The following is a 12,230-nucleotide window of genomic DNA, read 5'->3' as shown; positions in this document are numbered from 1 at the left end:
GCGTCAGCCCCGGCTGTGCCTCCCGGCCTTCTTGTCGGCCACATCGGCGGCGTCGCGCTCTGCCTCGGTCATCGCGCCGCCACCGAGGTGCGCCGGCATCCACCAGGCGCCCGCTGCGGGCGTGACCGGGAAGTCGGCGATGCAGGTCTCGATGCCGTCCTGCAGTTCCCGCCGCAGCCGCTCGGTCTCCTCGGCCACGTCGACGCCGGGCGAATGGTGGATGGGCGGGCCGATGTGCAGGCGGATCGGTGACCGCCAGGCGCGCTTGAGCGAGAAGCCGTGCCCGCGGGTCAGCAGTCGGTGCGCACCCCAGACGCTGATCGGGATCACGGGTACGCCCGCCTCCGCGGCGAGCCGCACAGGACCGGTCTTCAGGGCCCGGACGGTGTAGCTCCGGGAGACGCCGGCCTCCGGCAGGATCGCGACGTACTCACCGGCGCGCAGCTTCGCCAGCGCGTCGTCGTACGCCTCCGCTCCCGCCGTGCGGTCCGTGATGACGTGCCCGAGCCCGTGCACGAACGGACTCACGAACCAGTGCTCCGCGGCGCGCCTGGAGATCATGTACCGCGCCTGGATGCGCGCATGGTTCCACAGGACCAGTTCGGCGAACGCGAAGTCGAGGTAGCCGAAGTGCGTGATGGCGACGACCGCGCCGTGACCCGGGACCGCGCGGCGTGAGCGCCCGTTCAGCGGGTCCGAGGCGGGCAGGTTCTCGGTTCCCGTGACCTTGACGGGCAGGCGGAGCGCCGTGAACACGGACTTGCCCGCGTACACCACTGCCCGGTACATGCGGTCACTCTGCCGCGGCTTCCATCCCATGCTCAGATCCCTCTTCCGGCCTTCGGCGGGAGCGGGAAGAACCCGCTCGTGCTCTCGATGTACTCTTTGTACCCCGGCCGGGCGGACATACGCTTCTCCGTCAGCGGTTTCCCGGTCTTGTTGGCGAGGGCCCAGTACATCAGCGCGGGGGACAGAACGGTCAGGACTCCCGGCCAGGAGTCGGCCGCGACGAGGAACAGACCCGTCCACACCATCGCGTCGCCGAAATAGTTGGGATGGCGTGTGTAGCGCCAGAGGCCGGTGTCGAGCACCGTCCCCCGACGGGCGGGATCGTTCTTGAAGGACGCGAGCTGCTGGTCGCCGACGCTCTCGAAGAACAGTCCCACCGCCCAGACGGCCGCTCCGATCCATGCCAGCGGCCCGAGGGCGCCGGTGCTGACCATGGCGACCTGGATGGGCAGCGAGACGAAGAGCATGACCCCGGCCTGGGGCAGGTAGACCTTCCGCAGCGCGAGGACGGCTGCCGAGCCGGGGGGATCTGCAAGCATCTCCTCGTAGCGCGGATCCTCCTCGCCGCCGCGGGCCCGCCAGGCGATGAACCCGGCCAGCCGGAGGCCCCAGGCGGCGACGAGGACGAGCATGAGGACGCGCCGGCCGTCGTCGCCCTCGCCGGCAGAGGCCAGGAAGGTGATGACCGCCACGACCACGAAGCCGAGGCCCCAGGTCACGTCGATGACCGAGTGCCGCCTCTGCACCGTGGCCACGGCGAAGGTCAGGGCCATCAGCACGGCGACCCCCGCGATCGAGAGCAGCAGGCCGACAAGGAACGCGGACAGGGGGAAGACGGTCATGGGCACCTTCGATGGGTCGTGGCGGGGTTGTCGCGGGAGTTGTCGCGGGAGTGGTCGCGGGGTGGCAGGGGCAGCCGGGGAAGCGAAGCCGTTGTCACGCGGTCAGGCGGTCCTACCGGGGGGTCGGGCGGTCACGCCGTCACGCCGAGGGGGTCGGAGGATCGGTACAGCAGGTCCGAGCGCCCGAGGACGGCGGGGGCGACGGCTGCTCCCGTGTCCCCGGCGAAGCGCCGGAGGAGGAAGGAGGTGCTGAGGCCGTGCCAGACGGGCACGGTCCGGAACATGAAGTGGCCGGCGCCGAGCATCCGCACGTAGTGGACGTCCTCGGCGACGCCCACCGCGCGCCGAGCGAAGGAGAGCGAGGACGTCGGGCTGGTCCACCGGTCCGTGTCCCCGTGCATGATGAGGACGTCCCGACCCCGCACCGGTTCCACCGGACTGGCGGGTTCGAGCCAGGGAGCCAGGGCTGCGACGGCGCGCACCTGTGGATGGTCCGCGGCGTAGAGCGCGGTGAGGCCGCCCATGGAGTGGCCGAGGAGGTAGACCGGCAGCGAGGGATACTCGGCCGCGATGCGCGCGAGGGCCCAGCGTGCGTCCTTCAGGGCGGACCGGTCGGCGCCGTTCCAGCCGCGTACCCGGTTGCGGAGGGTCCATACCGCGAGTCCGTGCCTCCCGCCGTCGGCGGCGAGGCGCGCCGCGAAGGGGCGCATCCGCAGCGGACTGAGGTGCTGGGGCTGCACCGCGTCGAAGCTGCTGGCCCTGCCCCCGTGGAGGACCAGCGCAACCCCGCGCACGTCGGAGTCCGCGCCGCCGGTGGAGACCACGGGGTCCCTGTCCCTCGCGGGGAGTGATGCCTGCGCTGCCACGTTCCGTCCTCTCAGACCCCGGAGGGTTGTCCTCGTGCCGTCGGTCCTGCGGTGGTATCCGGGACAGCCTGCACCGTCCCGGGGCTCCCCGGCGCTGCCGTCCCAGCCTCGCACGTTCTCCTGCGTAGAATCCGTACGGGCCGCAGCGCGACGCCGTCGTGCCTCGGGAATACTCGCACCATCCAGCCGTACCGACCAGCCGGAGGAGTTCCGTGGGCCACAGCCACCCGCACGCCACGAGCGCCACGGGGAGTTCGGAGCCGTCCGCATCCGCGATTGCCACCCGTCGCCGCGCAACCCTCCTGCTCGCGGCCATCCTCGTGCCCATCGGCGTGCTGACCCTCGTCGCGATGGTGCTGCTCTGGCCGAGCGGAGACCGCGGCTCCCTGACCGTCGCCGATCCGTACGCCACGGCCGACGGCGTCAGCTTCGACCGCGGCACCGTCCGCGAGGTCGCCGAGGCGGACTGCCCGTCCTCCCAGCCGACCGTCGACGCCGGCGGGACGGCCCTCACCTGCACCGTCGCCTACACGCAACCCGCCAGCGGCGGTGACCTGATCCCGGTCGAGGTCACACCGGAACTGGCGAGGACGGACGCCGTCGAAGCCGGTGACGAGATCCGGTACCTGGACCTGTCCGAGGTCATGCAGGGCGGTGCCGCGCCCTACGTCTTCGTGGACTTCGTCCGGTCGGTCCCCATCGTCGCGCTCGCGGTGCTCTACGCCGTCGTCGTGATCGCGGTCGCCCGCTGGCGGGGGCTGCGGGCCATCGTCGGCCTGGTGGGAGCCCTCGTGATCCTCGCGCAGTTCATCCTGCCCGGCCTCCTCGAGGGGGCGCCCCCGCTGCTGCTCGGGCTCGTGGGCTCGGTGGCGATCATGTACGGCGTCCTGTACTTCGCGCACGGGTTCTCGGCGCGGACCTCCACCGCGCTCCTCGGGACCGTCTTCGGGCTGGCGGTGACGGCGCTGCTCGCCGCATGGGCCACGGATGCCGCACACCTCACGGGGGTCGGGGACGAGAACGCCTACACGCTGGTCAACGCCTCGGCGGACCTGTCCATCTCGTCGATCATCCTGTGCGGCCTCATCATCTCCGGCCTCGGTGTACTCAACGACGTCACGATCACGCAGTCGTCCTCGGTCTGGGAACTGCACGAGCTGGCGCCGGACACCTCCGGCCGCCGCCTCTTCGCCTCCGCGATGCGGATCGGCCGTGACCACATCGCCTCGACCGTCTACACGATCGCCTTCGCCTATGCCGGGGCGGCCTTGCCCATCCTGATCCTCGTCTCCCTCTACGACCGCCCGCTCCTCGACACCCTCACGAGCGGCGAGCTCGCCGAGGAGGTGGTGCGGACCCTCGTCGGGTCAATCGGGCTCGTGCTCGCCATCCCGCTCACCACCCTGATCGCGGTGCTCGTGGTCAAGGCTGTCGGGCCCAGGGCAGCCCGCGGGCGCGGCGAAGGGCGTGACGGCGGAGGGCTCGACGACGACCCGACCGGCCGCACTCCCGACGGCGTCCGGCACGAAGGCGCCCGCCCCGCTGGCGACTCCGACCACGACACCCGGCATCACGGCGGGGTGATGCCTGCCGCCCCCGTCGCCGAGGGAGCGGGGACACTTGCGCCCGGCCAACGGCTCGTGGCGCTCGGCGAACGCCGCGCCCGCGGCACGCGTCAGGCGGACGAACCGGACCAGGCGAGAGAGGGAGCGGAATGACGCGGGGCTGGCGCAAGGCTTCGGCCGCGAAGCGGGGGTCCGCGCTCCCGGAGGTCCGGCCGGTGCCGGATCCCGGATTTGCGGGCCCTTGCGACAATGGAGGGGTGACTGCAGTTTCCACCCGCCCCGCCCCCTCCGGTGCCCGCTCCTCGGATGAGCCGGCCGCCGCGCCGCACGAGCCGGCAGACGCCGCCCTGAGACTCGACCTCCCGCCCCTGACCCTCGGGAACATCACGGTGGACACACCCGTGATCCTCGCCCCCATGGCCGGCATCACCAACAAGGCGTTCCGCCGGCTGTGCCGCGAGTACGGCGGCGGTCTCTACGTCTCCGAGATGGTGACCTCCCGGGCGCTCGTCGAGCGCAGCCCCGAGTCGATGCGCATCATCTCCCACGACGACGACGAGAAGGTGCGCTCGGTGCAGCTGTACGGCGTCGACCCGAAGACCGTCGGGGCGGCCGTGCGCCTCCTCGTGGAGGAGGACCGCGCCGACCACATCGACCTCAACTTCGGCTGCCCGGTCCCGAAGGTCACCCGCAAGGGCGGGGGAGCGGCGCTTCCCTGGAAGCTCGATCTCTTCACGGGGATCGTGCAGACCGCGGTCCGCGAGGCGTCGAAGGGTGACGTGCCCTTGACCATCAAGATGCGCAAGGGCATCGACGAGGACCACCTGACGTTCCGCGAGGCGGGGAAGATCGCCCGCGATTGCGGCGTGGCCGCCGTCGCCCTGCACGGACGCACCGCGTCCCAGTTCTACTCGGGGCAGGCGGACTGGAACGCCATCGCCGAACTGCGGGAGGCCCTTCCGGACATCCCCGTCCTCGGGAACGGCGACATCTGGAGCGCCGAGGACGCCGTGCGCATGGTGCGGCAGACCGGTGTCGACGGCGTCGTCATCGGTCGCGGGTGCCAGGGCAGGCCCTGGCTGTTCGGGGACCTCATGAACGCCTTCGAGGGCAGTCCCACCCGGCACCGTCCCGGCCTCGGCCAGGTCGCGGAAACGGTGTACCGGCACGCCGAACTCCTCGTCGAGACGTTCGGCAGCGAGATGATGGGCCTACGGGACATCCGCAAGCACATGGCCTGGTACTTCAAGGGGTACGTGGTGGGCGGGGACCTGCGGGCCAGGCTCGCCACCGTGCCCACCCTCGAGGTGCTGCGCGGCCTCCTCGCCGAACTGGACCACGACTCGCCCTATCCGGGACAGGACGCGGAGGGACCGCGCGGCCGTGCCGGATCGCCGAAGAGGACCGCCCTGCCCGAGCACTGGCTCGAGGGCCGCGTGCTCAACGCGGCGCAGCAGGCTGACATCGCGGCCGCCGAGCTCGACGTCTCCGGCGGCTGACCGGTCCTCCCCATGCGCCGATCCCGCGGGCGTCCTCCGAGTCATTGCGCTAGAAAGGCATCATGAGCTTCACCGAACCGGCCTCCACCACCGGCTACACCGCCGCGGACACCGCGCGGTGGGTCGAGGAGCCGCCGAAGAGCTCCCACCGCACCGACTTCGAACGTGACCGGGCCCGTGTGCTGCACTCCTCCGCGCTCCGCCGGCTGGGTGCGAAGACGCAGGTCGTCGCGCCCGACACGGACGACTTCGTCCGCACGCGCCTCACCCACTCCCTCGAGGTGGCGCAGGTGGGCAGGGAACTGGGGCGGACCCTCGGCTGCGACCCGGACATCGTGGACACCGCCTGCCTCGCGCACGATCTCGGCCACCCGCCCTTCGGCCACAACGGCGAGTCGGCGCTGAACGACATCGCACACGGCATCGGCGGCTTCGAGGGCAACGCCCAGACGCTGCGCCTGCTCACCCGGCTCGAGCCCAAGGTCCTGCAGGCCGACGGCGGTCCCGCCGGCCTGAACCTCACCCGCGCAAGCCTCGACGCGGCGTGCAAGTACCCCTGGACCGTGGCCTCCGCCCCCGTCATCGACGGCCGGCGCACCACCAAGTTCGGCGCGTACGACGACGACCTCCCGGTCTTCGACTGGCTCCGGGCGGGTGCCCCCGAGGGGCGCTCGTGCGTCGAGGCGCAGGTGATGGATCTCGCGGACGACATCTCCTACTCGGTGCACGACGTCGAGGACGCGATCGTCGCCGGGCACCTGCAGCTGAGGTGGATGGACAGCGCGGACGCCCGGGCCCGCGTGGTCGGCTATACGCAGCAGTGGTACCTGCCCGGCAGTGATCCTGCCGCCGTCGACGCCGCGCTCTCCCGCCTCGAGCGGACCCCCGTGTGGGTGCGGGAGGCCGACGGCACGCGGCGCTCCATGGCCGCGCTGAAGAACATGACGAGCCAGCTGATCGGCCGCTTCTGCCTCAGCGCCATGCAGTCCACGCGCTCCATCTACGGACCTGACCCGCTGACGCGCTACAACGCGGAGATGGTGGTGCCCGAGGAGACCATCATGGAGATCGCGGTCATGAAGGGCCTCGCCACCACCTACGTCATGACCACGGATCATCGCCAGCCGCTGTACGAGCGGCAGCGGGAGATCCTCGCGTCCCTGGTCGCCCAGATCCACGCCGACGGCGACCGCTACCTCGAGCCCATGTTCGCCGCGGACTGGCGCGAGGCCCCTGATGACGAGGCCCGTCTCCGCGTCGTCATCGACCAGGTGGCATCGCTCACCGATGCCTCCGCCCTCGGGCTCCACGAGCGGATCGTCGGTCCCGTCCCCGCCCTCTGGTAGGAGCCGGTCCGAGTGTCGGTGGGGCAGGCATAAACTGAATGCCATGGCCGGACTCATCAAGCGTGAAGACATCGATGAGGTACGCCAGCGCACCGACATCAAGGAAGTCGTCGAGGCGTACGTGACCCTCAAATCGGCGGGGATCGGCTCATGGAAGGGGCTCTGTCCGTTCCATGACGAGCGGTCGCCCTCGTTCCACGTCCGGCCGCAGATGGGGTCCTACCACTGCTTCGGCTGCGGCGAGGGTGGTGACGTCATCTCCTTCGTGCAGAAGCAGGACCACACCTCGTTCAGCGAGACCGTCGAGAAGCTCGCCGCCCGGATCGGCTACGAGCTGCACTACGAGGACGGCGGGACGGGACCGCGCCGCGAGGACGTCGGCAAGCGCCGGCGTCTCCTCGACGCCCACAAGGTCGCCGCCGAGTTCTACCGTGAGCAGCTGCTCACCCAGGGTGCGGCGACGGCCCGCCAGTTCCTGCAGGAACGCGGCTTCGACCGCGAGGCCGCCGCCCACTTCGGTGTCGGCTACGCACCCCAGGGCTGGGACTCGCTGCTGAACCACCTGACGGGCCGCGGCTTCACCCTCGACGAACTCAAGCTCACCGGCATGTTCAGCGCGTCGTCGAGCAACGCCGGGCGCTTCTACGACCGTTTCCGCGGCCGCCTCATCTGGCCCATCCGGGACATCACCGGGGACACCGTCGGCTTCGGGGCACGGAAGCTCTACGAGGACGACCAGGGGCCCAAGTACCTCAACACCCCCGAGACCTCCCTCTACAAGAAGTCGCAGGTGCTCTACGGCATCGACCTCGCCAAGAAGGAGATCGCGAAGAACCGGCAGCTCGTCGTCGTCGAGGGATACACCGACGTGATGGCCTGCCACCTCGCAGGTGTCGGGACCGCCGTCGCGACCTGCGGCACCGCCTTCGGCACGGACCACATCAAGATCGCCCGCAGGCTGCTGTCCGACGACGGCACGGGCGGTGAGGTGGTGTTCACCTTCGACGGGGACGCCGCCGGCCAGAAGGCGGCCCTCCGCGCCTTCGAGGAGGACCAGCGGTTCACCGCCCAGACCTACGTGGCCGTGGAGGCCTTCGGCGCGGATCCCTGCGAGCTGCGGCAGACCCGGGGTGACGACGCCGTGCGCGCGTTGATCGCGGATCGCCGTCCGCTGTTCGAGTTCGCGATCAAGGCCTCCTTCGATGCGTTCGACCTGTCCTCCGGCGAGGGGCAGGTGAAGGCTCTGCGGCACGCCGCGCCGATCGTCGCGCAGATCCGCGACGTCTCCCTCAGGTCGACCTACACCCGCGAGCTGTCCCGCTGGCTCGGCATGCAGTACGTGGGAGAGGACCAGGTGGCCCGGGCGGTCTCGTCCGCTGCGCGGCGCGAGACGGGTGGGCCCGGTGCCCCCGCGTCCGGCGACCGGCAGGGACGGTTCGGACAGCAACCCGGCGAGCAGGCTCGGCCGGGGAACACCCCGGCCGGTCAGGGCTCGCAGGCCGGCACCGATGTGGAGGAGCCCTACTACGCGCGACCGGATCCCCGCGACCCCATCGCGCGGATGGAACGCGAGGCGCTCGAGGTGGTCCTGCAGCAGCCCACCCTCCTCACCGCCACCCAGTGGGAGAGCTTCTCCACGTCCCGCTTCAGCGTTCCCGTCTACGAGGCACTGCACACGGCCGTGATCGCGGCCGGAGCGGCGGGCACGGAACTGTCCCGCTGGGTGGAGTCGGTGCGGGAGGGTGTACCCGATGTCCTCCGTCCGCTGGTCAGCGAGCTGGCCGTCCGGCCGCTGCCGGCGAAGGACGCCGAGGCGATGGTGCTGTACTGCCGCGACATCCTCAACCGGCTGACCGAGTTGCGCATCACGCAGCAGAAGGCCGACAAGCTCGGGCAGCTCCAGCGCATGGATCCGGCGGCGGATCCCACGCTCTACAACCAGCTCCAGCGCGACCTGATGGAGCTCGAGATGCAGCGCAGACTCCTCCGCGAGGAGTGAGCGCGGGCCGATTTCACATCCCCCCGGCAGGTATGTAGAGTTGTACCTGCGCATTCCTCCGTAGCTCAATTGGCAGAGCATTCGACTGTTAATCGAAGGGTTACTGGTTCAAGTCCAGTCGGAGGAGCAACAGGGCCCCTGACCAGTGGAAACACCGGTCGGGGGCCTTTTCCATGCCCTGCCGCAGCGGCTTTGGCAGAGCATTCGACTGTTAATCGAAGGGTTACTGGTTCAAGTCCAGTCGGAGGAGCAACAGGGCCCCTGACCAGTGGAAACACCGGTCGGGGGCCTTTTCCATGCCCTGCCGCAGCGGCTTCGGGGGCCGCGCTCATCCCACGGGAGAGGTGTCCCGGGGAAGAGCTGTCAGGGGCCGGGCGTAGTCTGTGCGCATGGACACTGACGGCACGCAGGGCACAGACGGCAAGCTCATCCTGGTCACCGGAGCCACGGGGTACATCGGCGGCCGGCTGGTCACCAAACTCGTGGCCGACGGTCGCAGGGTGCGGGTCATCGTCCGGTCCCCGCAGAAGCTGAAGGACGTCCCCTGGGCAGGCTCCGTGGACATCGTGCAGGGTGACCTGCAGGACGAGAAGACCATGCGCACCGTGACGCAGGGTGTCGACACGCTGTACTACCTCGTCCACTCGATGGGTTCGGGCAGGGACTTCGACAAGCGGGAGTCCGCCATCGCCGCGACGGTCTCCGAGGCCGCCACGGCCGCGGGCGTCCGTCGGATCGTGTACCTCGGCGGGCTGCACCCCGAAGGGGTGGAGCTCTCCACCCACATGCGGTCGCGCACGCAGGTGGGGAAGATCCTCCTCGACTCCGGAACGCCCACCATCGCCTTCCAGGCCGGCGTCGTCATCGGCTCCGGCTCGGCCTCCTTCGAGATGATCCGGCACCTGTCGGACGTCCTTCCGGTCATGCCCGCCCCGAAGTGGGTCCTGAACCACATCGAACCCATCGCGGTGCGGGACGTCATCCACTACCTCGTCGGCGCACTCGATCTGCCGGACGCGCTCAACAGGACCTTCGACATCGGGTCGAGGGAGGTCCTCACCTATGCCGAGATGATGAACCAGTACGCGGAGGCGGCGGGCCTGCCCCGCCGGAAGATCCTGGCCCTGCCGGTCCTCACACCGCGCCTCGCCGGCCACTGGGTCAACCTGGTCACGCCGATCCCGCGCGCCATGGCCATGCCGCTCATCGAATCGCTGCAGCACGACGCCGTCACCGCCGAGCACGGGATCGACGAGTTCATCCCCGCTCCGGAGGGCGGCCTCACAGGCTACCGCCGCTCCGTGGACCTCGCCCTCGGGAAGATGCGCGGGGGAGAGGTGGAGACCAGCTGGGCCGGGGCGTCCCAGATCGACACCGAGGCCGATCCGCTGCCGTCGGACCCGCAGTGGGCGGGCCACACCGTCTTCACCGACGTCCAGACCTACAGCTCCACGGCATCCCCGCAGAAGCTGTGGAGCGTCGTCGAGGGCATCGGTGGCGAGAACGGCTGGTACTCCTGGCCCGTCGGCTGGGCAGCGCGCGGCTGGATGGACAAACTGGCCGGTGGAGTGGGCCTGCGCCGCGGGCGTCGCGATGCGAAGGAATTGCTCACCGGCGAGGCCCTGGACTTCTGGCGTGTCGAGGAGCTCGTGCGGGGCGAGCGGCTCAGGCTGCGCGCCGAGATGAAGGTGCCGGGTCGTGCCTGGCTCGAGTTCAGGGTGGAGCCGGACGGCTCCGGCAGTGCCTATTACCAGCGGGCCGTGTTCTTCCCGCAGGGCCTCTCCGGCCGGCTGTACTGGCTCGCGGTTCTGCCCTTCCACGGCTTCATCTTCACGTCCATGGCCCGCAACATCGCGAAGACCGCGGAGGCGCTACCCAGCGAGGCGGAGCCCACGGCATCGGAGCAGGCCGCCGCCTGAGTCGGCGCCGGTTCCCCGGTGCCTATGCCCAGGGCACGGGTGCCAGGCACGGGTGCCGGTGCCGGTTCTGGTCCTAGTGCAGCGCAGGCACCGTCCGCGGGCGGACGACCGACCAGAGGAACACCATCGCCGCGGCGATGCACGAGGCCATGACCAGCGCCATCGGTGTCGCGGACTCGATGCCCTCCCCGAGGAGCCCGACGAGCGGCGACACGATTCCCGCCAGCCCGAACGTGACGGCCCCGAGGAGTGACGCCGCCGTCCCGGCCTGGGCGCCGTTGTTGATCAGCGCGAGGACCTGCACGCAGGGGAAGATGAAGCCCGTCGCCATGATGTAGAACCACAGCGGCAGTGCGGTGCCCCAGAAGCCGAGTCCCAGCTGGTCGAACGCGATCATGAGCAGCGCCATGCTGAGCTGCACGACCGTCGCCCCGGCGATCACCCACTGCGGGCCGACGCGCCTCAGCATGCGGGAGCTGATCTGCACCCCCGCGACGATGCCCAGCGAATTGATGGCGAAGAGCAGGCCGTACTGCTGCTCGTTCAGCCCGTAGGGACCCTGGAAGAGGAAGGGGGAGGCGGACAGGTAGGAGAACAGACCGGAGAAGTTCATGCCACCCACGAGCAGGATGCCGATGAAGATCCTGTCCCTCAGGACGACCCTGTAGCGCTCGACCACCGTCAGTCCGGAGCGCCGCCGGCTCTCCTTCGGAAGGGTCTCGATGATGAACAGCGAGACGGCGACGATCACGAGCACGCCGTAGGCCGCGAGGAACCAGAAGATCCCCGGCCACGGGAACAGCAGGAGCAGCTGGGAGCCGATGACCGGCGCGAAGATCGGCGCCATGCCGTTGACCAGCGCCATGTAGGAGAGCATCCGCACGAGGGTGTAGCCGCCGAAGAGGTCACGCACCATCGCCATGGCCACCACGCCGCCGCCCGCAGCGCCGACACCCTGCAGCACGCGGAAGAGCATGAGCATCGTGATGTCCTCGGAGGACGCCGCTCCGATCGAGGCGCCGACGTGCAGTGCGGTGGCCAGGATGAGGGGCAGGCGGCGGCCGATCTTGTCGCTGAGCGGCCCGACGAGCAGCTGTCCGCCCGCGAAGCCGAGGATCGTTCCCGTCAGGGTCAGCTGCACCGCTGCCTCCGGCACGCCGAAGTCCGACTGCAGCGCGGGGAACGCCGGGAGGTAGAGGTCGATCGTGAAGGGACCGAGTGCCGTCAACGTGCCGAGGATGAAGACGTAGATGATCTTCTCGCGCCGGGACAAGGTGTCGCCGGGATGGGTGGTGGTGCTCACAGTGCTGCCTAACGGGAGGGTCGGTACCGGCGGGGGGACGCGGGACGTGACGGTGACGGGTCGGGTGGAGCGCGGACGGAGCGACGACTGCGGCGGCCCGGC

9 protein-coding genes and 2 tRNA genes are annotated in these 12,230 nt (G+C 70.2%); 7 read left to right on the top strand and 4 right to left on the bottom strand.

From position 1 onward, the window contains the following. Positions 1–3: 3 nt before the first annotated feature. From ACTIMO_RS11265 to ACTIMO_RS11255, 3 genes are all read right to left on the bottom strand, one after another. Positions 4–789: a lysophospholipid acyltransferase family protein gene (locus ACTIMO_RS11265; RefSeq protein ID WP_448182465.1), complete on the bottom strand. Its 786-nt coding sequence runs from the start codon at positions 787–789 to the stop codon at positions 4–6. A 32-nt stretch (positions 790–821) separates the two neighbouring features. Continuing rightward, a complete protein-coding gene (locus ACTIMO_RS11260) occupies positions 822–1,631 on the bottom strand; it encodes a DUF1295 domain-containing protein (protein ID WP_448182464.1) in 810 nt (269 codons plus the stop codon). A 131-nt stretch (positions 1,632–1,762) separates the two neighbouring features. Beyond that, on the bottom strand, positions 1,763–2,497 hold the full coding sequence (locus ACTIMO_RS11255; protein ID WP_235498998.1) for an alpha/beta hydrolase: 735 nt from the start codon (positions 2,495–2,497) through the stop codon (positions 1,763–1,765). A 212-nt stretch (positions 2,498–2,709) separates the two neighbouring features. Here ACTIMO_RS11255 and ACTIMO_RS11250 point away from each other — a divergent pair, with 212 nt between their 5' ends. From ACTIMO_RS11250 to ACTIMO_RS11220, 7 genes are all read left to right on the top strand, one after another. Then, positions 2,710–4,215: a YibE/F family protein gene (locus ACTIMO_RS11250; RefSeq protein WP_448182463.1), complete on the top strand. Its 1,506-nt coding sequence runs from the start codon at positions 2,710–2,712 to the stop codon at positions 4,213–4,215. 104 nt (positions 4,216–4,319) lie between these two features. Next, the gene (dusB, locus tag ACTIMO_RS11245) at positions 4,320–5,561 is read left to right on the top strand and encodes a tRNA dihydrouridine synthase DusB (RefSeq protein WP_448182462.1); all 1,242 of its coding nucleotides are present in this window, start codon (positions 4,320–4,322) and stop codon (positions 5,559–5,561) included. A gap of 62 nt (positions 5,562–5,623) precedes the next feature. Beyond that, complete coding sequence (locus tag ACTIMO_RS11240) at positions 5,624–6,907, top strand: deoxyguanosinetriphosphate triphosphohydrolase (protein WP_055772685.1); 1,284 nt, start codon at positions 5,624–5,626, stop codon at positions 6,905–6,907. A 43-nt stretch (positions 6,908–6,950) separates the two neighbouring features. Further along, on the top strand, positions 6,951–8,906 hold the full coding sequence (dnaG, locus tag ACTIMO_RS11235) for a DNA primase (RefSeq protein ID WP_448182461.1): 1,956 nt from the start codon (positions 6,951–6,953) through the stop codon (positions 8,904–8,906). Positions 8,907–8,960: 54 nt separating this feature from the next. Continuing rightward, positions 8,961–9,033 (top strand) — tRNA-Asn (locus ACTIMO_RS11230). Positions 9,034–9,082: 49 nt separating this feature from the next. Then, positions 9,083–9,156, top strand: a tRNA-Asn gene (locus tag ACTIMO_RS11225). A 139-nt stretch (positions 9,157–9,295) separates the two neighbouring features. Next, positions 9,296–10,825 carry an SDR family oxidoreductase gene (locus ACTIMO_RS11220; protein ID WP_055772679.1) on the top strand — a complete coding sequence of 510 codons (1,530 nt, stop codon included), beginning with the start codon at positions 9,296–9,298 and terminating at the stop codon, positions 10,823–10,825. Between the two features lie 73 nt (positions 10,826–10,898). Here the strand turns inward: ACTIMO_RS11220 and ACTIMO_RS11215 are convergent, their stop codons facing one another. After that, positions 10,899–12,128: a multidrug effflux MFS transporter gene (locus tag ACTIMO_RS11215; RefSeq protein ID WP_448182460.1), complete on the bottom strand. Its 1,230-nt coding sequence runs from the start codon at positions 12,126–12,128 to the stop codon at positions 10,899–10,901. Positions 12,129–12,230: the final 102 nt, after the last annotated feature.

It is taken from the genome of Arthrobacter sp. CP30 (genome assembly GCF_053470025.1).
This window is presented reverse-complemented; position numbering and strand designations above follow the sequence as displayed.